The organism is Streptomyces sp. NPDC016469, assembly GCF_040632905.1.
Lineage (GTDB): Bacteria > Actinomycetota > Actinomycetes > Streptomycetales > Streptomycetaceae > Streptomyces.
Window position 1 is genome coordinate 168,622 of the sequence record NZ_JBEYCQ010000016.1, and the last position, 22,113, is coordinate 190,734.

At 69.0% G+C, this 22,113-nt stretch carries 24 protein-coding genes and 1 riboswitch; of the genes, 12 read left to right on the forward strand and 12 right to left on the reverse strand.

Annotated elements, in window-relative coordinates; all coding sequences use genetic code 11:
• Positions 1-37 precede the first annotated feature (37 nt).
• Entirely contained in the window at positions 38-1,831 is a 1,794-nt protein-coding gene (gene thiC / locus ABZ565_RS20200) for a phosphomethylpyrimidine synthase ThiC (protein ID WP_361028366.1), read from the reverse strand.
• Positions 1,824-1,957, reverse strand: a riboswitch (TPP riboswitch). It overlaps the preceding gene by 8 nt.
• Before the next feature lie 70 nt (positions 1,958-2,027).
• On the opposite strand from thiC, the gene ABZ565_RS20205 reads away from it, so the two are divergent.
• Positions 2,028-3,350 (forward strand): YibE/F family protein, encoded by a 1,323-nt coding sequence (locus ABZ565_RS20205; protein ID WP_361028369.1) that lies wholly within the window; start codon positions 2,028-2,030, stop codon positions 3,348-3,350.
• A 79-nt stretch (positions 3,351-3,429) separates the two neighbouring features.
• On the opposite strand, the gene ABZ565_RS20210 is transcribed toward ABZ565_RS20205, so the two are convergent.
• From ABZ565_RS20210 to ABZ565_RS20225, 4 genes are all read right to left on the reverse strand, one after another.
• A complete protein-coding gene (locus tag ABZ565_RS20210; RefSeq protein WP_018101854.1) occupies positions 3,430-3,867 on the reverse strand; it encodes an SsgA family sporulation/cell division regulator in 438 nt (145 codons plus the stop codon).
• 101 nt (positions 3,868-3,968) lie between these two features.
• Positions 3,969-4,739 (reverse strand): helix-turn-helix domain-containing protein, encoded by a 771-nt coding sequence (locus tag ABZ565_RS20215; RefSeq protein ID WP_361028372.1) that lies wholly within the window; start codon positions 4,737-4,739, stop codon positions 3,969-3,971.
• A gap of 240 nt (positions 4,740-4,979) precedes the next feature.
• On the reverse strand, positions 4,980-5,195 hold the full coding sequence (locus ABZ565_RS20220) for a DUF5326 family protein (protein WP_361028375.1): 216 nt from the start codon (positions 5,193-5,195) through the stop codon (positions 4,980-4,982).
• A 129-nt stretch (positions 5,196-5,324) separates the two neighbouring features.
• The gene (locus ABZ565_RS20225; protein ID WP_361028378.1) at positions 5,325-5,642 is read right to left on the reverse strand and encodes a cupin domain-containing protein; all 318 of its coding nucleotides are present in this window, start codon (positions 5,640-5,642) and stop codon (positions 5,325-5,327) included.
• Positions 5,643-5,710: 68 nt separating this feature from the next.
• Here ABZ565_RS20225 and ABZ565_RS20230 point away from each other — a divergent pair, with 68 nt between their 5' ends.
• The 5 genes from ABZ565_RS20230 to ABZ565_RS20250 all read left to right on the forward strand — a co-directional run bounded on the left by ABZ565_RS20230 (position 5,711) and on the right by ABZ565_RS20250 (position 10,077).
• A complete protein-coding gene (locus ABZ565_RS20230; RefSeq protein ID WP_143617536.1) occupies positions 5,711-6,088 on the forward strand; it encodes a phage holin family protein in 378 nt (125 codons plus the stop codon).
• An 86-nt stretch (positions 6,089-6,174) separates the two neighbouring features.
• Positions 6,175-7,305, forward strand: coding sequence for a cystathionine gamma-lyase (locus ABZ565_RS20235; protein ID WP_361028381.1), 1,131 nt, complete (start codon positions 6,175-6,177; stop codon positions 7,303-7,305).
• 220 nt (positions 7,306-7,525) lie between these two features.
• Positions 7,526-8,422, forward strand: coding sequence for a LysR family transcriptional regulator (locus tag ABZ565_RS20240; protein ID WP_361028384.1), 897 nt, complete (start codon positions 7,526-7,528; stop codon positions 8,420-8,422).
• A 63-nt stretch (positions 8,423-8,485) separates the two neighbouring features.
• Entirely contained in the window at positions 8,486-8,965 is a 480-nt protein-coding gene (locus tag ABZ565_RS20245; RefSeq protein ID WP_073966680.1) for an NUDIX hydrolase, read from the forward strand.
• Between the two features lie 227 nt (positions 8,966-9,192).
• Complete coding sequence (locus tag ABZ565_RS20250) at positions 9,193-10,077, forward strand: GNAT family N-acetyltransferase (protein WP_361028387.1); 885 nt, start codon at positions 9,193-9,195, stop codon at positions 10,075-10,077.
• Positions 10,078-10,088: 11 nt separating this feature from the next.
• On the opposite strand, the gene ABZ565_RS20255 is transcribed toward ABZ565_RS20250, so the two are convergent.
• Positions 10,089-11,300 (reverse strand): MFS transporter, encoded by a 1,212-nt coding sequence (locus tag ABZ565_RS20255; RefSeq protein ID WP_361028390.1) that lies wholly within the window; start codon positions 11,298-11,300, stop codon positions 10,089-10,091.
• Positions 11,301-11,437: 137 nt separating this feature from the next.
• On the opposite strand from ABZ565_RS20255, the gene ABZ565_RS20260 reads away from it, so the two are divergent.
• The 3 genes from ABZ565_RS20260 to ABZ565_RS20270 are packed head-to-tail and all read left to right on the forward strand — an operon-like array spanning position 11,438 to position 13,594.
• Positions 11,438-11,899 carry a MarR family transcriptional regulator gene (locus ABZ565_RS20260; protein WP_361028393.1) on the forward strand — a complete coding sequence of 154 codons (462 nt, stop codon included), beginning with the start codon at positions 11,438-11,440 and terminating at the stop codon, positions 11,897-11,899.
• A 49-nt stretch (positions 11,900-11,948) separates the two neighbouring features.
• A complete protein-coding gene (locus ABZ565_RS20265) occupies positions 11,949-12,401 on the forward strand; it encodes a GNAT family N-acetyltransferase (protein ID WP_361028396.1) in 453 nt (150 codons plus the stop codon).
• A gap of 29 nt (positions 12,402-12,430) precedes the next feature.
• The gene (locus ABZ565_RS20270) at positions 12,431-13,594 is read left to right on the forward strand and encodes a winged helix DNA-binding domain-containing protein (protein ID WP_361028399.1); all 1,164 of its coding nucleotides are present in this window, start codon (positions 12,431-12,433) and stop codon (positions 13,592-13,594) included.
• Between the two features lie 54 nt (positions 13,595-13,648).
• On the opposite strand, the gene ABZ565_RS20275 is transcribed toward ABZ565_RS20270, so the two are convergent.
• The gene (locus tag ABZ565_RS20275) at positions 13,649-15,031 is read right to left on the reverse strand and encodes a serine hydrolase domain-containing protein (protein WP_361028402.1); all 1,383 of its coding nucleotides are present in this window, start codon (positions 15,029-15,031) and stop codon (positions 13,649-13,651) included.
• A 58-nt stretch (positions 15,032-15,089) separates the two neighbouring features.
• Positions 15,090-16,550, reverse strand: a complete 1,461-nt coding sequence (gene dnaB, locus ABZ565_RS20280; protein ID WP_361028469.1) for a replicative DNA helicase — start codon at positions 16,548-16,550, stop codon at positions 15,090-15,092.
• 477 nt (positions 16,551-17,027) lie between these two features.
• On the opposite strand from dnaB, the gene ABZ565_RS20285 reads away from it, so the two are divergent.
• Entirely contained in the window at positions 17,028-18,365 is a 1,338-nt protein-coding gene (locus tag ABZ565_RS20285) for an MATE family efflux transporter (RefSeq protein ID WP_361028405.1), read from the forward strand.
• A gap of 86 nt (positions 18,366-18,451) precedes the next feature.
• On the opposite strand, the gene rplI is transcribed toward ABZ565_RS20285, so the two are convergent.
• From rplI to rpsF, 4 genes are all read right to left on the reverse strand, one after another.
• Positions 18,452-18,898, reverse strand: coding sequence for a 50S ribosomal protein L9 (gene rplI, locus ABZ565_RS20290; RefSeq protein ID WP_143617560.1), 447 nt, complete (start codon positions 18,896-18,898; stop codon positions 18,452-18,454).
• An 18-nt stretch (positions 18,899-18,916) separates the two neighbouring features.
• Positions 18,917-19,153 carry a 30S ribosomal protein S18 gene (gene rpsR, locus ABZ565_RS20295; RefSeq protein WP_003967857.1) on the reverse strand — a complete coding sequence of 79 codons (237 nt, stop codon included), beginning with the start codon at positions 19,151-19,153 and terminating at the stop codon, positions 18,917-18,919.
• Positions 19,154-19,196: 43 nt separating this feature from the next.
• Positions 19,197-19,793, reverse strand: a complete 597-nt coding sequence (locus tag ABZ565_RS20300; RefSeq protein WP_361028408.1) for a single-stranded DNA-binding protein — start codon at positions 19,791-19,793, stop codon at positions 19,197-19,199.
• Positions 19,794-19,864: 71 nt separating this feature from the next.
• Entirely contained in the window at positions 19,865-20,155 is a 291-nt protein-coding gene (gene rpsF, locus ABZ565_RS20305) for a 30S ribosomal protein S6 (RefSeq protein ID WP_018101872.1), read from the reverse strand.
• 278 nt (positions 20,156-20,433) lie between these two features.
• Here rpsF and ABZ565_RS20310 point away from each other — a divergent pair, with 278 nt between their 5' ends.
• Together ABZ565_RS20310 and ABZ565_RS20315 are read left to right on the forward strand one after the other, a co-directional pair.
• On the forward strand, positions 20,434-20,748 hold the full coding sequence (locus ABZ565_RS20310; RefSeq protein ID WP_361028411.1) for a hypothetical protein: 315 nt from the start codon (positions 20,434-20,436) through the stop codon (positions 20,746-20,748).
• A 162-nt stretch (positions 20,749-20,910) separates the two neighbouring features.
• Positions 20,911-22,029, forward strand: coding sequence for a peptidoglycan bridge formation glycyltransferase FemA/FemB family protein (locus ABZ565_RS20315; RefSeq protein ID WP_361028414.1), 1,119 nt, complete (start codon positions 20,911-20,913; stop codon positions 22,027-22,029).
• Positions 22,030-22,113 lie beyond the last annotated feature (84 nt).

The following is a 22,113-nucleotide window of genomic DNA, read 5'->3' on the forward strand; positions in this document are numbered from 1 at the left end:
AAGGCGCCGGAGCCGTGCGCGACCGGTCCGTGCCGGGTCAGTCGGCCAGCGGCAGATAGACACGGTTCCCGCCCGCCGCGAATTCACGCGACTTGCGGAGCATCCCTTCGGCGACCTCCTCGGCCGTCGCCTCCGTGCCGTCCGCGCCGCCGAACTGCTCGGTGATGCTGTGACTGATCTTCATCGAACAGAACTTCGGACCGCACATCGAGCAGAAGTGCGCCGTCTTCGCGGGCTCGGCCGGCAGGGTCTCGTCGTGGAACTCCCGCGCCGTGTCCGGGTCGAGCGCCAGGTTGAACTGGTCCTCCCAGCGGAATTCGAACCGAGCATCGGAGAGCGCGTCGTCCCACTCCTGCGCGCCCGGATGCCCCTTGGCCAGATCGGCGGCATGGGCCGCGATCTTGTACGTGATGACCCCGGTCTTCACATCGTCCCGGTTCGGCAGCCCCAGGTGCTCCTTGGGCGTCACGTAGCAGAGCATCGCCGTGCCCCACCAGGCGATCATCGCGGCTCCGATGCCCGAGGTGATGTGGTCGTACGCCGGCGCGATGTCGGTGGTCAGCGGGCCGAGCGTGTAGAACGGCGCCTCCTCGCAGATCTCCTGCTGAAGGTCGATGTTCTCCTTGATCTTGTGCATCGGGACATGTCCCGGCCCCTCGATCATGGTCTGCACGCCGAACCGCTTGGCGACCGTGTTCAGTTCGCCCAATGTGCGCAGTTCGGCGAACTGGGCCTCGTCGTTGGCGTCCGCGATCGACCCTGGGCGCAGCCCGTCGCCCAGTGAGTACGTCACGTCGTACGCGGCGAGGATCTCGCAGAGCTCCTCGAAGTGCTCGTACAGGAACGACTCCTTGTGGTGCGCCAGGCACCACGCCGCCATGATCGAGCCGCCCCGGGAGACGATTCCGGTCTTGCGCCGGGCGGTCAGCGGCACGTACGGCAGGCGTACGCCGGCGTGCACCGTCATGTAGTCCACGCCCTGCTCGGCCTGCTCGATGACGGTGTCCTTGTAGATCTCCCAGGTCAGTTCCTCGGCCCGCCCGTCGACCTTCTCAAGGGCCTGGTAGAGAGGGACGGTTCCGATCGGTACGGGTGAATTGCGAAGAACCCACTCACGGGTGGTGTGGATGTTGCGGCCGGTGGAAAGGTCCATGACCGTGTCCGCGCCCCACCGGGTCGCCCACGTCATCTTGTCCACCTCCTCCTCGATGGAGGACGTCACCGCGGAGTTGCCGATGTTGGCATTGACCTTCACCAGGAACCGCTTGCCGATGATCATCGGCTCGGTCTCCGGGTGGTTGACGTTGGCGGGCAGCACCGCGCGGCCGGCCGCGATCTCCTCGCGCACCACCTCCGCCGCCACGTTCTCGCGGACGGCGACGTACTCCATCTCCGGGGTGATCTCTCCCCTGCGGGCGTACGCGAGCTGGGTGACGGGCCGGCCGTCCCGGCTCCGCCGCGGGCGGCGCGGCCGACCGGGGAACACCGCGTCCAGATTGCGCAGCCCGCCCCTCGGCGAGGTGTGCCTGAGCCCGTCGTCCTCGGGGCGGGCGGGGCGGCCCGCGTACTCCTCGGTATCGCTGCGGGCGATGATCCAGTTCTCCCGGAGCGGTGCGAGACCGCGCCGGACGTCCGTCTCGGCCGCGGGGTCGGTGTAGGGCCCGGACGTGTCGTACAGCGTCACGTCCTTGCCGTTGGTCAGGTGCACCTGGCGGACCGGCACCCGGAGGTCGGGGCGCGGCCCCTGGACGTATCCCTTGTGCCAGCCGATGGACTTCCCGGCCTCGTCGCTCTGATCGAAGGCAGGCGTGCGTGTGTCCGATGTGGTCATGAGACCTACTCCCTACGCCGGCATTACCCGGTAACAGGTTCGGCGGTCGGCGCAGCGTCTCCCGTACGGTCGTACGGCGGTCAGCGCCCTCTCAGCCCGGTGCTCCGAGCTCCCGCGTGTGCAAAGGTGCCACCACGCTAGCCCCCGGACGGGCGACCTGAACAGAGGGCCCCTTCCTTCTTGCGATGATCGGCCGGTGACGCCCCCTCATCACGACCCAGAACCGCAGGGCCATCAGCACACGCACAGCCATGGCCCGGCCGCACCCGTCTCCGCCCATCTGCGCAAGGTGATCGCCGCCGTACTGATCCCCTTCGCGACCGCCGTACTCGTCGGTCTCGTGGCGCTCTGGCCGGGTGGTGCGCCGGCGCACGAACGGACCGGTGTCGGCTTCGACCGGCAGACCCAGCAGGGAAAGGTGGTGAGCGTCGTCGAGGTCGACTGCAAGGATGTGAACGCCGCCCAGCTTCCCGTCAGCGGCGAGACCCAACCCCCCGAGGGGCGGCCGGCGTCCGGCGCCGTCTGCGAGAAGGCCACCGTCGAGGTCACCAGCGGCCCCGACACGGGGCGCCGGTTCGTCGAGGTCGTGCAGCCGGACGCACCGAGGCAACTGCGGGAGGGCCAGGGGGTGGTGGTGGCGTACGCCCCCGACGCGCCCCATGACCTCCAGTACTCCGTGACGGACGTGAACCGGAAGTTCCCCTTGTATCTGCTGGCCGGGATCTTCGCCCTCGCGGTGGTCCTCGTGGGCAGAATGCGCGGGGTCATGGCCCTGGTGGCGCTCGCCCTGTCATTCGCCGTACTGACCCTGTTCATCCTTCCGGCCATACTGCAGGGCTCGAATCCGCTGCTGGTGGCGGTCGTCGGGGCCGGAGCGATCATGCTGATCGCGCTCTACATCTGCCACGGGCCGACCGCCCGGACCTCCGTCGCCGTCATCGGCACCCTGATCTCACTGCTCCTGATCGGGCTGCTCGGCTCGCTCTTCATCGGCTGGGCGAGCCTGAGCGGGAACACCGACGACAACACCGGCCTCATCCACGGCCTGTATCCGCACATCGACATGAGCGGACTGCTGCTGGCCGGCGTCATCATCGGCTCCCTGGGAGTGCTCGACGACGTCACGGTCACCCAGACCTCGGCGGTGTGGGAGCTGCGCCGGGCGAACCCCACCATGAGTGCGAAGCAGCTCTACCGGGCAGGGATCAGAATCGGCCGCGATCACATCGCCTCCGTGGTCAATACCCTGGTACTCGCCTATGCGGGCGCCGCGCTGCCTCTCCTGCTGCTCTTCACGGTCGCGCAGAGCAGTGTGGGGACGGTCGCCAACAGCGAGCTGGTGGCGGAGGAGATCGTGCGCACCCTCGTCGGCTCGATCGGACTGGTCGCCTCGGTGCCGGTGACGACAGCGCTCGCGGCGCTGGTCGTCTCCGCGGACCGCACGGGGGTCGGCGCGGAAGCCGGGGCTTCGGCACCCGTGCGGAGCGGCCGGGGCCGACGACGGCGGGCGCGGTCGTGACCGGAGCACACAGCGTGATTCACCCGATCGGCAGGTGTCGTGTTCGAGTGGCAAGGCGCCCTCCGGGCCGCGGACCGCTTCAGCCCGCGTTCTGCTCTTCGGCCAGAATGCGCCCCAGCGCCTCCTCCAAGTTGCCGTCGAAGTCACCCAGCGTGCACTCCTGTCCGAGGGGCACCAGCTTGTCCGTACGGTCGAGGAAGGCGACAAGAGGTGCCGTGCCCGCCCGGAAGAGCGCACGGTCGGCGCCCACCTGCAGCCGGATGTGGACATCGCACAGCCCTTCCGGCTCGGTCGGCGCAATGTGGACATCGCCGTCACCACTGGGGCTGTTGAGGCCGTCGAGCAGCAGCTCACGGCCGAAGGCCCAGGTGACGGGGGCGTCGCCGGGCAGATGGAAGGTCATCCGGATCGCGTACGGATCGCACACTTCGTACCGGAGCTCCACCGGGATACGGAATGAGAGCTCCTCGGAGACGAGGAAGCTCATCATGACCTCAGCTTGAACCGACTCGCGCATCGTTCAACCCCGCAGTAGATGAATCTGGCCAGGAATGATCCCCCATGGCCCTATTGACGCCATCGTGGTGCACGCGATAGCAGATCACAAGGAGTGATTTTTCAGATACTGATAGAGAACACGAACGAACGCAAGAGGCTCGACACTTCACCGCGTAGTCGTTCGACTGCGGGCAGCAACCGATCTTCCTCGTGGAGGGGGACCGAAATGGCCATCGCGGCGGCGGTGAATCCGGCCGTGATCGGGATGGCCGCGCAGACGGTCCCGAGCGCGTACTCCTGTCGCTCGATGACCGGTTCCGTACGCTCCAGCGACCGCAGCCGGGTGAGGAACGCCGCACGATCGCGCACCGAGTACCGGGTCAGCGGGCGCACCGGGTGCCGGTCCAGGTGGTCCTCGCGGGCCTTCTCGTCCAGCCGGCTCAGCAGACACTGTCCGATCGCGTGCGCGTGCCCGGTCTCGCGAAACGCCGCCCACTCGTCGACCGCCGGCCGCTCGGGGGTGTCCGCCACGGCGAGGAGCTCGATCTCGCCCTCACGGTAGATGGCGCAGTACACCGGGGCTCCGACGATGTCCCGCCAGCGGCCCAGCGAACGGGCCATGATGCTGCGGCGGTTCTGAGCGGCGCGGTCGCCCATCAGCCGTTCGGCGGCGGCGCCGAAGTGGAAGACGCCGTTCTCCCGGCGCAGATACCCCTCATGGGTCAGGGTCCGCAGCAAGTGGTAGGCGGTGGGGAGGGGAAGCCCCGCTTCCCTCGCGAGCTGTTTGGCCGGGGCCCCGTCGCGATGGGTGCCCACAGCCTCCAGCAGCCTCAGCGCCCGCTGTACCGACCCGATGAGCGTCGGAACAGCCGTACTCGATGCCGTGGTCAACGGTCACCCCCAGGCGTGGTGACGGGCGGTCAGCCCGCCCGTGGGGGCCGCCCCCACAGGTCTGCCACGGACCTGGGGGTCCAGAGGCCGGATCCCGTACAAACCACTGGTCGGGGTGGTGACTTACGGTGTTTTCCCAGGCGGTGGCAGAGGACTGTCACTGTATCGGCCGCCCTGTGACCGGGTGCCGATTCGCCTTTCCCTTAGCTCAGCTGGGCTAATCCCCCGTCGGGCGTGCGGTCACCAGCCGTTTCGGGAGGAGGAGGACATGAACTTCCGTACGACGAAGACGAGCCCGCCGACCAGGATCACGAAGATCAGGATCTTGAAGAGCAGACCGACGACGAACGCGACCAGGCTGGCGATCAGACCACCGAACACGACGATCGCGACCACGGGCACCGCGATCCACTTCACCCACCAGGGCATCCCAGCGAATATCTCCCGCACGGCCATCGTCCTTACCTCGTCTCTGTGAGTTCCTGCTTCGATGCTAGAGGCGAAAGACGGCCGCCGGACCCCGGGAAGCCCTTGTCCTCCCCTGATCGATCCCTTAGGGAACCCTGGGAAACACCGGCTGCGGACTCATCCCTCGGGTGGCGAGAAGACCACCATCACGCGCAGGTCCTCAGTGATGTGGTGGAACTTGTGGGCCGTGCCTGCGGGTACGTACACGACACTCCCTCTTCCCACCTGTGTCGTTTCCATGCCGACGGTGATCGACGCGCGACCGCTGACCACGAAGTAGACCTCGTCCTGGCTGTGCGGCTGCTGCGGATCGAGGTCGCCGGCATCCAGGGCGTACAGACCCACCGACATGTTCCGCTCGCGGAGGAACTGCAGGTACGCGCCATCGTTGGCGGCCCGCTCCGCCTCCAGTTCGTCCAGCCTGAATGCCTTCATGGACCGTCCGCACCTCGCCTCTCCCCAGCCGGTGTCCGCCACCGATCATGTCTGCCACGATCAGACACATGAAGAATTTCGTAGTCAAGACGATCGCCAACGCGGGTGCGCTGGCCGTGGCCATCTGGCTGGTCCAGGACATCACGCTGACCGGCGGCAGCACCGGCCGCAAGGCCCTGACCCTGATCCTCGTCGCGCTGGTCTTCGGCCTGGTCAACGTCGTGGTCAAGCCGATCGTGAAGCTGCTCACCCTGCCCCTCTTCATCCTCACGCTGGGCCTGATCACCCTCGTGGTGAACGCTCTGATGCTGCTGCTCACCTCGTGGCTGGCCGGAGTGCTCGACCTGAGCTTCCACGTCGACGGCTTCTGGACCGCCGTCCTCGGCGGCCTGATCGTCTCCATCGTGTCCTGGGCGCTGAACGTCGTCCTCCCGGACGAGGACTGATCCGCCCGGCGGGAAGCGACCCGCGTCCACCTGAGACAGTGCGACCAGGACCGGTAGCCGGCCGGGGAGAGAAGCGAGGAGAAACCATGAGCACCAAGGGCGACGGAACGCGTGCGGTACGCGCGGGACTGCCGGAACCGCAGCAGTACGAGCCCACCCTCCCCGGGCCGGTCTTCGCCGCGCACTACCACCTGTCCGGTGAGCCGACCGGCCCCTACACCTACGGCCGGGACGGCAACCCCACGTGGACCCGTCTCGAACAGGCCATCGGGGAACTCGAAGCACCGGGCGAGGACGTGCAGACGACCGTCTTCGCCTCCGGAATGGCGGCGATCTCGGCCGTCCTGCTCTCCCAGGCGCGCAGTGGCGACGTCGTCGTCCTTCCCGACGACGGCTATCAGGCACTCCCCCTGCTGCGCGAGCAACTGGAGGCGTACGGGGTCGAGGTGCGGACCGCGCCGACCGGCGGCGACGCCCAGCTCGCCGTACTGGAGGGCGCGAAGCTCCTGTGGCTGGAGACGCCCTCCAACCCGGGCCTCGACGTCTGCGACGTGCGGCGCCTCGTCGAAGCCGCGCACGCCGGCGGCACGCTGGTCGCCGTCGACAACACCCTCGCGACCCCGCTCGGCCAGCGTCCCCTGGAGCTGGGTGCCGACTTCTCGGTGGCCAGTGACACCAAGGGCATGACGGGCCACGGCGACCTGCTGCTCGGCCATGTGACCTGCCGCGACGCCGAGCTCACGGCCGGAGTGCGGCGCTGGCGCAAGATCGCCGGCGCGATCCCCGGCCCGATGGAGGCATGGCTCGCGCACCGCTCGCTGGCCACGCTGGAGCTGCGGATCGAGCGGCAGTGCGGCAACGCCCTGGCGCTCGCCGAGGCTCTCTCCAAGCACCAGGCCGTGTCCGGGCTGCGCTACCCCGGCCTGCCCACCGACCCCTCGTACGCGAACGCGGTACGCCAGATGCGGCGCTTCGGCTCCGTGGTGTCGTTCGAGCTCGGCGACCGGGGGACCGCGGAGCGCTTCCTGGCCTCCCTGCGGCTGGTCGAGGACGCCACCAGCTTCGGAGGCGTACGCTCCACCGCCGAGCGGCGGGGCCGCTGGGGCGGCGACGCGGTACCGGAAGGCTTCATCCGCTTCTCCGTCGGCGCCGAGAACACCGCCGACCTGTTGGCCGATGTCGAACAGGCGCTGGGCGCGGCCACCGCCGGGAGCTGAGCCCGACGCCTCCGTCGTGCGGTACGGCGGTCCGAGCCTCCCCCCTCGTGGCTCGGACCGCCCGGCCCTTTGCGTTCTCCGCGTGAAGAACCGCCTCGACAAGGCTAGTTGACTCTGCGTCAGTGTCCAATCACAGTAGCGGCAGCGACCTATCGACATATTTATGGTTGTCCGGGGTCCAATCGGATGCGTCACTGCGTGAGGGTGAAAGGGACGAGACGTGGATCTGGCCCTGCTGCGCACCTTCGTCACTGTTCACCGAGCCGGCTCGTTCACTCGCGCCGCCGCTCTCCTCGGCCTCTCGCAGCCCGCCGTGACCTCCCAGATACGCACCCTGGAACGGCAGCTGGGCCGCCCGCTGTTCCTCCGCAGGGCCCGGGGAGTGACCCCGACGACGATCGGCGACGAACTCGCGCACCGGGCCGCTCCCCATCTGGACGCACTGATCGAGATCGCCGAGACCGACCTCGATGAGGAGTCGGGCGTACGGACCCTGCATCTGGCGGGCCCACCGGAGTTCCTCTCCCTGCGCCTCCTGCCCGCGCTCACACCATTGATCGCCCAGGGCCTCGCGCTGCGCGGTTCGTTCTCCGCCGACACGGACGAGACCCTGGAGGGGCTGGCCGCCGGTCACCACGACCTGGCCGTCGTGACGGCACGGCCGCGCGGGGAACTGCTCACCGCCACCCCGCTCTGCGACGAGGAGCACGTCCTGGTCGCCGCCCCGCGCTGGGCCGGACGGCTGGGGCCGGGCACACTTCGGCGCAACGGTCCCGTGGTCCTGGAGCAGCTGCCCGTGGTGGAGGTTCACGAGAGCCTGCCGCTGGTCTCCCGTTACTGGGCCGCCGTCTTCGACAGTGCGCCCGCGGCCGCCGGCGCCGTCATCGCCCCGGACCTGCGGGCGGTCCTGGAATGCGCGGCCGCCGGCGCCGGGCTTGCCGTGCTGCCGCGCTATCTGTGCGAGGGCGCGTTGGAACGCGGCGAGGTGGTGGCGCTTCTCGACCCCCCGGTCCCGCCCCTGCGCACCTACTTCCTGGCCGCGCGGACCGGCACGCTCGCGCTTCCGCATCTCGCCCGGGCGCACGAGTGGCTGCTGCGGGCGGCGGCCGACTGGTGACCTCAGGAGCGCCCGACAGCGCCCTGGTGTTTCAGAAGGGGTCCCGTGGGCCACGCTTCTGCCATGACCGAACGTCCTGTGGTCAAGCGCACCGCACGCGCCATCCTGCTCGACGGCGACGACCTCATCCTCATCAAGCGCACCAAGCCCGGGGTGGACCCGTACTGGCTCACGCCGGGTGGCGGGGTCGAGCCCGAGGACGCCACCGTTGTCGACGCCCTGCACCGTGAAGTGGACGAGGAGCTGGGCGCCAAGATCACCGATGTGGTGCCCTGCTTCGTCGACACCGTGGAACACATCGAGGAGGGCGGGGTGAAGGGCGTCAAGGTCCAGCATTTCTTCGTCTGCCGCCTCGACTCCATGGACCTGTCGCTGCGCCACGGCCCCGAGATCGACGCCCCCTGCGGCGAGTACGACGTCGTACGCGTGCCCTTCAGCCGGGTCGGCATCGCCGCGGTGCACCTCGTGCCGCTGTCGTTGCGGCACTATCTGGACGGCAATATCGAGGGGGTCCGGGCCTTGCACGCCGCCGACCTGGGCTGACGCGCCGACCGGCCGTGCGACGTAGGGCTCGCCCGGTACCGGCGGCTTCGGACCGTGCGGGCTCTCGCCCCGCGCAGGCGGGCTCGGGCGCTGCCGGCTCTCGCACTGCCGGTGTTTCACGTGAAACGGTGCGCGGCCAAGGCCCGGGCTCGCTATTTCGCTGCTTGGCCCGGCCAGTTCCGGTAAAGCGGTGGACGGGCGATCAACGGTCGGAGAGCCTGGCCCGTATGCCCAGCTCATTGCCCCGCCCGCTGTCCGATCTCCCCATCCGGCGCCTCACCCGGGACGACTTGGTCGCCTGCGCCGATCTCAGCGAGGACCGGGGCTGGCCGCGCGACGAGGAGCGCTGGACGCTGCTGCTCGCCGCCGGCACGGGCTACGGCATCGATGACCCCGGCAGCAAGGGCCTGATGGCGAGCTGCATGGTGGTCTCCTACGGCCCCGAGATGGCCGCCGTCGGCATGCTGCTGGTTGCCGGGCGCCATGCCCGACGCGGGGTCGGCCGGTATCTGATGCAGCGGGTGATCGAGGCCGCCGGGGATACCCCGCTGAGCCTCCACGCGACAGCATCGGGCCGCCCCCTCTACGAAGAGCTCGGATTCGCACCGATGGGACGCACCGTCCGCCTGAGTGGGGCCTTCCGGCCGACTGCGGCAGCTTGCCCGGAGCCCATCGGCGGCCCGGAGACCGTCATCCGGTCTGCCTCCGCCCATGATCTGCGGGCCGTGGTGGGGCTGGACTCGGCCGTCTTCGGACTCGACCGCACGCATCTGCTGACCCGGCTCCCGACGTTCGCCGATCACTTGCGGGTCGCCGAGGAGAACGGGGAACTGACCGGGTTCGCCGCGCTCTCCCCGAGCGCGGCGAACCATGCCGTCGGGCCGCTGATCGCCAAGGACACCTCGACGGCGAAGCTCCTCATGGCCTCGCTGGCCGAGGCGACGGACCGGCCGCTGCGCGTGGACGTGGACGCCCGTCATGAGGATCTGCTGGACTGGCTCGGGCGCTGTGGACTGACGTCGAGCTCGGAGACCACCGTCATGTCGCTCGGCGGGCGGCAGTACGCGGACTGGCCCCGGTACTTCGCGCCCTTCAGCCTGGCCACGGGCTGACCCCTCCGGAATCAGCCCCGAGGCTCGGGGACCGCTTCCGGCTCGGGGGCGTGGGTGGCGACGAGGCGGCTCGGTGCGGTCGTACGGCGCTCCAGCGCGCTGGAGACGAAGGCGAGGACCAGAGCTGACGCGGCGAGCGCTGCTCCGACCCAGTTGGGCGCGGTGTAGCCGAACCCGGCACCGATGACGATCCCCCCGAGCCAGGCCGCGAGCGCGTTGCCGAGGTTGAAGGCACCGATATTCATCGCGGAGGCCAGCGTCGGGGCGTCCACCGCCTGGTCGAGCACCCGCTTCTGGAGCGGAGGCACGGTCGCGAAGCCGAAGGCACCGATCAGGACGAGGGTGACCGCCGCCGCGACCTTGTTGTGGGCGGTCAGGGTGAAGAGGGCCAGGGCCAGGGCGAGGCCGCTCAGCGACACGGAGAGCATGAGCGTGGGGCGGCGGTCGGCGTACCTGCCGCCGGCCAGGTTCCCGCCGACCATGCCGAGGCCGAAGAGGACCAGTAGCCAGGTGACGGCGGAGGCCGAGTATCCGGCGGTGTCCGTCATCATCGGCGTGATGTAGGTGATCGCCGCGAAGACGCCGCCGAATCCGAGGACCGTCATCGCCATGGCGAGCAGGACCTGCACATTGCGGAAGGCTGCGATTTCCTGCCGCAGCCTGACACCCTCGGCGCGGGGCTGTTCCGGAACGAGCCGGGCAACGCCGAGCAGCCCGAGGACGCCCAGCGCGGCGACGAGCATGAACGTGACCCGCCAGCCGGCGTGCTGCCCGATGTAGGTGCCCACCGGCACCCCGACGACGTTGGCGACGGTGAGCCCGGTGAACATCAGGGCGATGGCGCCCGCCTTCTTCTGCGGGGCGACCAGATCGGCCGCCACGACCGCTCCGATACCGAAGAACGCACCGTGGGCGAGCGAGGCGATCACACGGCCGATGACCATCACTTCGAAGACGGGGGCGGCTGCGGTGACCACATTGCCGACGATGAACAGGCCCATGAGGATCATCAGCATCCGCTTGCGGCTGACCTTCGTACCGAGAGCGGTCATCAGCGGCGCCCCGAGCACGACGCCGAGCGCGTAGCCCGTGGCCAGGAAGCCCGCGGCCGGGATGGACACCTGGAACTCGGCGGCCACCTCGGGAAGCAGCCCCATGACTACGAACTCGGTGGTCCCGATACCGAATGCCCCGATGGCCAGGGCGAGAAGTGCGAGCGGCATGGGTTCCCTTCCCAGACGATTGCTACTGCGGCTTACAGGCGTAGACAATAATTGCAGACGCTCTTTAATTGCAAACGCCGACTATTGCAGCCGTCAGCTACTCTGGACGTAAGCAGCTCCGGCACGGAGGAGAGACCATGACAGCCACGGACCCGGCCCTGACCGCCCTCTCCCAGGGCTGGATCGCGCTGTCCCTGCTCCACGGCAAGATCGAGACCCGCATCGAACGGGCCTTGCAGAGTGGCCACGACCTGAGCGTGCGCGAGTACTCCCTGCTGGAGGTGCTCAGCCGACAGCACAGCGGCCCGGGTGGGCACCTTCAGATGAAGCAGGTAGCGGACGCCGTAGGGCTCAGCCAGAGCGCCACCACGCGCCTGGTCACCCGCCTCGAAGACCGGGGGCTGCTGACCCGGTATCTCTGCGACACCGACCGCCGCGGCATCTACACCGACGTCACCCCCGATGGGCTCACCCTGCTTGCCGAGGCCCGGCCCACCAATGACCGCGCCCTGCGTGTCGCGCTCGACGAGGCCGCCGAGGACCCCGAACTGGCCCCGCTCGTCCGGGCCGTCGAGGAACTGAAGGCAGTTCCCGCATAGGGCCCGAACGACCGGCCCCAGCCCCTGTCGACTGCGTAGGCTGCGGCGCATGAGTGATCTGGAGATACGCCGCGCGACGGCTGACGATCTGGCCGAGGTCGTGGCCCTGCTCGCCGACGACCCGCTGGGCGCCCTGCGCGAGTCACCGGATGATCTCGCGCCCTATCGGGCGGCGCTCCGGCGGCTGGCCGCCGATCCGCATCAGCACATGATGGTCGCCGTGCGCGAGGAGCGTGTCGTCGGGACCCTGCAGCTGACGGTGATTCCGGGGCTGTCCCGACGCGGTTCGACCCGGTCCGTGATCGAGGGCGTCCGCATCCACGCGGACGAACGGGGAAGCGGCCTCGGCACCCGGCTGATCCAGTGGGCGGTGGACGAGTCCCGCCGCCAGGGCTGCCAGCTGGTGCAGCTCACCTCCGACGTGTCCCGCACCGACGCGCATCGCTTCTACGAACGGCTGGGGTTCATCGCCAGCCATGTGGGCTTCAAGCTCGCCCTGTGACCTGCCTGCCGCGTTCCCGAGGAGCCGACGTGCAACGCATCAGTGACGAACAGCGGTGTATCCGCATCGCCCGCCGCCATTTACTGACCCCCGGTGAGCGGGTGTCATCACCCGTCGCTGTGGCCGACGCCCTCGTCGCGCTCCACGCGACCGACGCGGCCACCGTCTTCCTCTCGGCCTGCGCCAGGCTCGCCGAGCCCGCCATCGCCGAGGTGGAGCGGTCTCTCTACGAAGACGTCTCCCTGGTGCGGATGCTCTCCATGCGCAACACCCTCTTCGTCGTGTCCGGCGAGATGGCCCCGCACGTCGAGGCGGCGAACGCGCGCGCTGTGGCCGCCAAGGAGCGTCGCAATCTGCTCAAGCATCTCCGCGAGGACGGCAACGGCCTGGACGAGCGCTGGCTCGAAGAGACCGAGAGGAGCGCCCTCGCCTTTCTGGACGGCAGCGGCCCGGTCTCGGGCAGCGAACTCGCCGCCGGTGTGCCCGCCCTCCGCACCAAGATCACCGTCTTCCCCGGGAAGAAGCAGGAAACGGTCCAGGGCGTCGCGACCCGGGTGATCCGGGTGCTGGCCGCCGAGGGCAGGATCCGCAGGGACCGGCCTCGGGGCTCCTGGACCTCCAGCCAGTTCCGCTGGGCCCCGGCCCGCCCACGGCCGGTGGAGGAGACCGCTCCGGCCCAGGCGGAACTGGCCCTGCGCTGGCTCCGGGCGTACGGTCCGGGCACCGAGGCCGACCTGAAATGGTGGACCGGCTGGGGCACCCGCGAAGTCCGTACCGCCCTCTCGGCGATCGGAGCCGTGGAGGTACGGCTCGACAACGGGGCTTCGGCCTGGGTCGCCCCCGGAGACACGGAGCCCGAGCCCGTCCAAGCACCCTGGGCGGCCCTGCTGCCCGCGCTCGACCCGAGCGGCATGGGCTGGGCGGACCGCGGCTTCCATCTGCCGGCCGAGCACCGGGCAGCCCTCTTCGACCGCTCGGGCAACATCGGCCCCACGGTGTGGTGGGACGGCCGGATCGTGGGTGGCTGGGCCCAGCGTGGCGACGGTGAGCTGACCTGGCGGCTGCTGACCGATCCGGGCCGGGAGGCCACGGCTGCGATCGAGACCGAAGCGGCCCGGCTGACGGGCTGGGTGGGGGAAGCCCGGATCACCCCGCGCTTCCGGACCCCGCTGGAAAGGGAGTTGACGGCCTGAGCGGCTGTGCTGCCCGTTTCACGTGAAACGGGCAGCACCTCTTCCGGGCCGCGCTCAGTCCCCCAGACCGCGCCACCCCTCCTCGTCCACACCACCGGGCACAACTGCTGCGGGGTCGTAGGGCTCACGCGTGAAGACGAAGGACCCCAGATCGAGGTGGCTCACGCTGCCGTCCGCGTTCCGCACGATCCGCAGCGTCTCCCCCGCGTAGTAACCGTCCAGGCCCACCCAGGTGCCGTCGGGGCGCGCGCTGAAGCGGGCACCCCGGCCCTGTCCGTTCACCGGCCGCAGCTCCAGCCCGCGACCGGCGGTCAGCGTCAGGATGTTGGGGCGCGTGGCCCAATACCACGGCCCGGTCAGGGCGAGGAGTTCCGCGTCCACCTCGGGCAGCGGGCGCCATGGCTCAGGGATGCGCGGCTCGGCCTCGGCGACGATGTCCACAAGGTCGGCGGCGACCTCGCCGATCGCGACCCCGGAAGTCGCGTTGACGAGCACCACGGCAGCCACGTCATCCTCGGTGCTGACCCAGAGGGCTGCCAGGAATCCGGGAAGAGAGCCCGTGTGCCCGATGAAGGTACGGCCCTTGCGCCGGACCAGTTGCAGTCCCAGGCCGTAGTGATCGACCCACTCACCGGGCGCGGGGGCGGCCGACGGCTGCTTCATCTCCTCCACCGAAGCTGCGCCGAGCACCCGGTCGTCGCCCTCGGCGAGGAAGGCCGCGAAGCGGAGCAGATCCGCTGTCGTGGACCAGAGCTGTCCGGCGGGTGCCATGAGGCCCAGGTCCTCCGCCGGTTCGGGAAGCAGGGCGTCCGCCCAGGGATGCACCGCCCAGCCGCCGGCGTGCGGAGCCTGTGGAAGCGAACTGGTCCGACGCATACCGAGGGGTTCCAGCACCTCGCGGCGCAGCACCTCCTCCCAGGACGCCCCGCGCACGGCCTCGACCAGCGAACCGAGCAGCGTATAGCCCGGGTTGGAGTAGTGGTGCCGATTGCCGGGCGGGTGCATCGCGACCTGCTCATCGAGCACGTCCGCGAGCGTGGGCCGCAGGCTGCCGGGGGTCCGCTCCCACCAGGGCGCGGTCGTCTCGGCTCCGAGCCCCGCACTGTGGCCGAGCAGCTGATGAACGGTCACGTCGCCCGCACCGGTCCCGGGCAGGTGTTTCTCCAGCGGATCCGCCAGGTCGAGCAGCCCTTCGTCACGCAGCCGCATCACCAGGACGGCGGTGAAGGTCTTGGTCAGGGAACCAACCCTGAACTGCGTGTCGGAATCCGGGGCGTGACCGTCGACACAGCTGCGGGCTCCCTCCCAGACCACCTGCCCCTGCCGTTGTACGGCGGCGACCAGAGAGGGGGTACGCCCTTCGGCCTGAGCCGTGGCGACGCGGTGCAGCAAGGCTCGCCGGGTACCGGGAAGCAACTGTTCAGCTGGAGAAGTCATCGTCAACAACTACCGCCCGCACCGGCGTATGGCGACTCCATTTCCCGGTCTGTGCCGGTCAGGTCTGCGCCATGTCCACGAAGCGGGAGTAGTGGCCCTGGAAGGCGACGGTGATCGTCGCCGTGGGGCCGTTTCGGTGCTTGGCCACGATCAGGTCCGCCTCGCCGGCGCGCGGCGACTCCTTCTCGTAGGCGTCCTCGCGGTGCAGCAGGATCACCATGTCGGCGTCCTGCTCGATGGAGCCGGACTCACGGAGATCGGAGACCATTGGCTTCTTGTCCGTGCGCTGCTCGGGGCCACGGTTCAGCTGGGAGAGCGCGATGACCGGCAGCTGTAGCTCCTTGGCCAGAAGCTTGAGGTTTCGCGACATGTCGGAGACCTCCTGCTGGCGGCTCTCGGCGCGCTTCGAACCGCCGGACTGCATCAGCTGGAGGTAGTCGATGACCACCAGTTTGAGGTCGTTGCGCTGCTTGAGGCGACGGCACTTCGCCCGGATCTCCATCATGGAGAGGTTGGGGGAGTCGTCGATGTAGAGCGGGGCCGCGGAGACGTCCGGCATCCGCCGGGCCAGCCGCGTCCAGTCCTCGTCGGTCATCGTGCCGGAACGCATGTGGTGCAGGGCCACCCGTGCTTCGGCGGACAGCAGACGCATCGCGATCTCGTTCCGCCCCATTTCCAGGGAGAAGATCACGCTGGGCATGTTGCTCTTGATCGAGCAGGCACGGGCGAAGTCCAGCGCGAGGGTCGACTTACCCATCGCGGGACGGGCCGCGATGACGACCATCTGACCCGGGTGCAGACCGTTGGTCAGTGCGTCGAGGTCGGTGAACCCGGTGGGCACGCCCGTCATCTCGCCACTGCGGGAGCCGATCGCCTCGATCTCGTCCAGGGCGCCTTCCATGATGTCGCCGAGCGGCAGGTAGTCCTCACTGGTCCGCTGCTCGGTGACGGCGTAGATTTCCGCCTGGGCCGAGTTCACGATGTCGTCGACATCACCGTCGGCCGCGTATCCCATCTGCGTGATCTTCGTACCGGCTTCTACGAGCCGCCGCAGGACCGCGCGTTCGTGGACGATCTCCGCGTAGTACGAGGCGTTGGCAGCCGTCGGCACCGACTGGACCAGGGTGTGCAGATACGGGGGCCCGCCCACCTTGGTGATCTCGCCGCGCTTGACCAGCTCGGCTGCCACGGTGATCGGGTCGGCGGGCTCGCCCTTGGCGTAAAGGTCGAGGATCGCCTGATAGACGGTCTCGTGCGCGGGACGGTAGAAGTCGTGGCCCTTGATGATCTCCACGACGTCGGCGATGGCGTCCTTGGACAGGAGCATGCCTCCGAGCACGGACTGCTCCGCGTCCAGATCCTGGGGCGGGACCCGCTCGAAGCCCGCGGAACCGCCTTCCCAGTCGTGTGACTCCCGGCCGCGGTCGTGGCGGTCGCCCCGGTCCCGGTCCTCGCCCCTGCGCTGGCGGGATACGGGCAGCCGGTCACCGGGTCCGGTGTCCGCCCAGGGGTCGTCCAAGGGTTCGGGAATGCTCACCCGGCCACCTCCTCCCGTCCGCTCCGCGGACCTAGCCGTGCTCCTCTTTCTTACGGCACGGCACCGACAAACAAGACCCCCGACTCCGGTTCCGGTGTGTCGAGTTCTGCGGTGTCGCAGAGCCGAAACAGGGTGGGGGCGCCGGACTACGGTAGGCGGCGCGGCACCGTCAGCCAATCTGGTTATCCACAGGCCCTGTGGACGAGCGGGCAGATGCTGTGGAGAACCCCCCGGAACCTGTGCACGGACCGGGGGACAGCACTGTGGACAAACTCATAGAGCAGCTGCAAACACCCCCGTGACCTGGCCTTTTCCCGTCCACCGGCTGTGGGGGAGAAAAAGTTGGACGGCCGGGGCGAGATCATCGAGTGTCCGGCACAAGAGTTACCCACAGGCAAGCAAATGTAAGGACCCACCGCTGATTGCATCTGTTACCTGTGGAAGATTAGATTGGCTGCCATGATCCAGCCACCGGGTACCCCGTCTTCTCGCCGCCGACGGCACGACCGCGAGATCATCGCGCTCGCCGTCCCGGCCTTCGGCGCGCTCGTGGCCGAGCCGCTGTTCGTGATGGTCGACAGTGCGATCGTCGGTCATCTCGGCACCCCGCAGCTGGCCGGACTGGCGGTCGCCGCCGCCCTTCTGACGACCGCGGTGAGCATCTTCGTCTTCCTCGCGTACGCCACCACCGCTGCGGTCGCCCGACGAGTGGGCGCCGGCGATCTCGCCTCCGCGATCCGGCAGGGCATGGACGGCATCTGGCTGGCCCTCCTGCTCGGTGTCGCCGTCATCGCCCTGACGCTCCCCCTCGCCCCCTGGCTCACCGAGGTCTTCGGCGCCTCCTCCACCGCGGCGCCCCACGCGATCACCTATCTCCGGATCTCCAGCCTCGGCATCCCCGCGATGCTGGTGGTGATGGCCGCGACCGGCGTGCTCCGCGGTCTCCAGGACACCCGCACCCCGCTCTACGTCGCCATCGGCGGTTTCGCCGCCAACGCGGCCCTCAACGCCGGCCTCGTCTACGGCGCCGGTCTGGGCATTGCCGGATCGGCCTGGGGCACCGTCATCGCCCAGCTCGCGATGGCGGCCGCGTATCTGGTCGTCGTCGTCCGGGGCGCCCGACGCCACGGCGCGTCCCTGCGCCCCGACGCCGCAGGCATCAGAGCCTGCGCCCAGGCAGGTGCACCCCTCCTGATCCGGACGCTGTCGCTGCGGGCCGTTCTGCTCATCGCCACGGCGGTCGCCGCCCGGCTCGGCGACACCGATATCGCCGCCCACCAGATCATCCTCTCCCTGTGGAGCCTGATGGCCTTCGCCCTCGACGCCATCGCCATCGCCGGACAGGCCATCATCGGGCGCTACCTGGGCGCGGACAACGCGCAGGGCGCACGCGAGGCGTGCCGCCGGATGGTCGAGTGGGGAATCGCGTCCGGTGTGGTCCTGGGCGTGCTGATCGTCCTGGCCCGCCCCTTGTTCGTCCCCTTGTTCACCAGCGACACGGCGGTCCGGGACGCCCTGCTGCCCGCCCTCCTGGTCGTGGCGGCCACCCAGCCGATCGCCGGCGTCGTCTTCGTCCTGGACGGCGTACTGATGGGCGCCGGCGACGGGCCGTACCTGGCCTGGGCCATGCTCGTTACCCTGGCCGTCTTCGCCCCCGCGGCCCTCCTGGTGCCCACCCTGGGCGGCGGGCTCGGCGCCCTGTGGGGCGCGATGACGCTAATGATGATCGTGCGGATGGCGACGCTCTGGCTCCGTACCCGCTCCGGAAAGTGGCTGGTCACCGGCGCAACCCGCTGACCGACCCGCCATGTTTCACGTGAAACGGCGAAGGGCCGCACCCCGGAGGGTGCGGCCCTTCACTGTTCTGCTGAGGTGCGGCCCAATCAGGCAGCAACGACCTCGACGCCGAGCTTCGCAGCGACCTCGGGGTGCAGACGCACGGACACCTGGTGCCCGCCGAGCGTCTTGATCGGCGAACCGAGCTCGACGCGACGCTTGTCGACGTCCGGACCACCGGCAGCCTTGATCGCCGAGGCGATGTCGGCCGGGGTGACGGAGCCGAAGAGGCGGCCGGCGTCGCCGGAGCGAACGGCCAGACGGACCTTCACGGCCTCCAGCTTGGCCTTGACCTCGTTGGCCTGCTCGATCGTGGCGATCTCGTGGATCTTGCGGGCGCGGCGGATCTGCGCCACGTCCTTCTCGCCACCCTTGGTCCAGCGGATGGCAAAGCCACGCGGAACCAGGTAATTACGGGCGTACCCGTCCTTGACGTCCACGACGTCGCCCGCAGCACCGAGGCCGGTGACCTCGTGGGTGAGGATGATCTTCATGATTCGGTCACCCTTCCCTTATCGCGCGGTGGACGTGTAGGGCAGCAGCGCCATCTCACGGCTGTTCTTGACTGCCGTGGCGACGTCACGCTGGTGCTGCGTGCAGTTGCCGGTGACGCGGCGGGCACGGATCTTGCCGCGGTCGGAAATGAACTTCCGCAGCATGTTCGTGTCCTTGTAGTCCACGTACTGGGTCTTGTCCTTGCAGAACGCGCAGACCTTCTTCTTAGGCTTGCGCACAGGCGGCTTCGCCATGGTGTTTCTCCTGTGTGATCAAGAAGTGGGGGTACGAGCTTCCCTAGAAGGGGGGCTCGTCCGAGTAGCCGCCGCCGGAACCGCCGGAGCTTCCGCCCCAGCCGCCTCCGCCTTGCTGCTGGCCGCCCTGGCCGCCGGCCGGAGCGCTGGTGGCCCACGGGTCGTCGGCGGGAGCACCGCCGCCGCCCTGCTGGCCACCACCGGGACCGCCGCCCCAGTTGCCGCCGCCCTGCTGGCCGCCGCCGTATCCACCCTGACCGCCCTGGCCACCACGACCGGTGGTCTTGGTGACCTTGGCGGTGGCGTTCTTGAGACTGGGGCCGACTTCCTCGACATCCAGCTCGTAGACCGTGCGCTTGACGCCCTCGCGGTCTTCGTACGACCGCTGCTTCAGCCGGCCCTGCACGACAACGCGCATGCCTCGCGTGAGCGACTCGGCGACGTTCTCCGCCGCCTGCCGCCAGACCGAGCAGGTGAGGAACAGGCCTTCGCCGTCCTTCCACTCATTGGTCTGCCGGTCGAAGATGCGGGGAGTGGACGCGACACGGAACTTCGCGACCGCCGCACCGGACGGGGTGAAGCGCAGCTCGGGGTCGTCGACGAGATTGCCGACGACCGTGATGACGGTCTCGCCTGCCATGGGTGAACCTCTCGGCGGGGATTTCTTGGCTGCTTGCTGCTACTCGGACCCGATGACCGCTGAGCCGAAGCTCAGTGGATCTCGGGACGGAGGACCTTGGTCCGGAGGACCGACTCGTTCAGGTTCATCTGGCGGTCGAGCTCCTTGACGACCGCAGGCTCGGCCTGCAGGTCGATGACCGAGTAGATGCCCTCGGGCTTCTTCTTGATCTCGTAAGCGAGACGACGACGGCCCCAGGTGTCGACCTTCTCAACCTTTCCTTCGCCCTCACGGACGACGGAGAGGAAGTTCTCGATCAGCGGGGAGACTGCTCGCTCCTCGAGATCGGGGTCGAGGATGACCATCACCTCGTAGTGACGCATGTGGAACCCACCTCCTTTGGACTCAGCGGCCACGGTCGTTCCGTGGCAGGAGGGTCGTGATGCGTTGAGCAACGGTGCCCGAGTAAAACAGCCCCCACTGACAGCGCCCTCGGTGACGAGGGGGCTGACCGTGCTGGCCTGGGCAGACACCGGTGCAGACCGACCAGAGTACCCGCAGACCACCTTCCGGTTGAAATCCAGTGGTCAGGGGACGCAATCTGTACACATCGGGTGTGAGCGGCGCCACGACGCGCCGCATGTCGGCCAGGAGGTACTCCATGGCACACGTAACGCGGACCCGCCCCTCCGTCTCCCTCTTCGCCACGGACGGCAGGCCCCATCCGCTGCAGGACGCGCTCGTGCTGGTCACGCTCGTCCTCGGCGCCCTCGCCTTCATCTCGGCGATGTTCCACAACCTGCACCTGCTCAGCTCGTGGGCGGGCCTCATCGGGATCCTCACGGGGGCGTACGGCCAGTACATCTCCGTCACCACGCGCGAGAGGTTCCCACTGATCATCGGCATGGGTGCGTCCGCCCTCGGGTTCTTCCTCGGCATGGCCCACGGCGGACTCTTCGGCGGCGTGATCGGCTGACCTCCCGGGTCCGGCCCGGGCGGCCCCGCCACCGGACGGGGCCGCCCGGTCACGCGTACAGGTACACGGGGCCAGACCGCTCGCTTCACGGCCACAGTAGGCTTCGGCGCGAGAGCCGGAGCCCCTGACCGATGGGGACACACCTGCCGAGGAGCGCCCCGCATGAGCCTGACCCTGAGGACCATCAGCCGAGAGCAACATCTGGCGTACATCCAGAGTCTGCCCGCGGCCAGTCACATGCAGGTCCCCGCATGGGCGGATGTGAAGGCCGAGTGGCGCTCGGAGAGCCTGGGCTGGTTCGACAAGACCGGCCAGCTCGTCGGCGCGGGCCTGGTGCTCTACCGGCAGCTCCCCAAGATCAAGCGCTACCTGGCATACCTGCCCGAAGGCCCGGTCATCAACTGGTACGCCCCGAACCTGAGCGACTGGCTGCAGCCGATGCTGGCGCACCTCAAGCAGCAGGGTGCCTTCTCCGTGAAGATGGGCCCGCCGGTGGTCATCCGCCGCTGGGACGCCGCCGCCATCAAGGCCGGCATCCAGGACCCGGACGTGAAGCGCCTGCGCGACGTCGAGGCCACGCACATCGAGCCGCGCGCCTTCGAGGTCGCCGACCGGCTGCGGAAGATGGGCTGGCAGCAGGGCGAGGACGGCGGCGCCGGCTTCGGTGACGTACAGCCCCGCTACGTCTTCCAGGTGCCACTGGCGAACCGCTCGCTGGAGGACGTCCACAAGGGCTTCAACCAGCTCTGGCGACGCAACATCAAGAAGGCCGAGAAGGCCGGTGTCGAGGTCGTCCAGGGCAGCTACGCGGAGCTCTCCGAGTGGCAGCGGCTGTACGAGATCACGGCGGAGCGCGACCGCTTCCGCCCGCGCCCGCTCGGCTACTTCCAGCGCATGTGGACGGCCCTCAACAGCGAGGACCCCAACCGGATGAGGCTCTACTTCGCCCGTCACGAGGGTGAGAACGTCGCGGCGGCCACCATGCTGATCGTCGGCGGACACGTCTGGTACTCCTACGGTGCCTCGGCCAACCACAAGCGCGAGGTCCGCCCGTCGAACGCCATGCAGTGGCGGATGCTGCGCGACGCATACGCCATGGGCGCCACCGTCTACGACCTGCGCGGCATCTCCGACTCGCTGGACGAGACCGACCACCTCTTCGGTCTGATCCAGTTCAAGGTCGGCACCGGCGGCCAGGCGGCGGAATACCTCGGCGAGTGGGACTTCCCGCTCAACAAGCTCCTCCACAAGGCGCTCGACATCTACATGTCACGCCGCTGATCCGAGCCCCACAGCTGACGAAACCGGCTCCATTGGTTTCAATGGGGCCTGAACACGCTTCTCCTCCCTGATCCACCGCAGCCA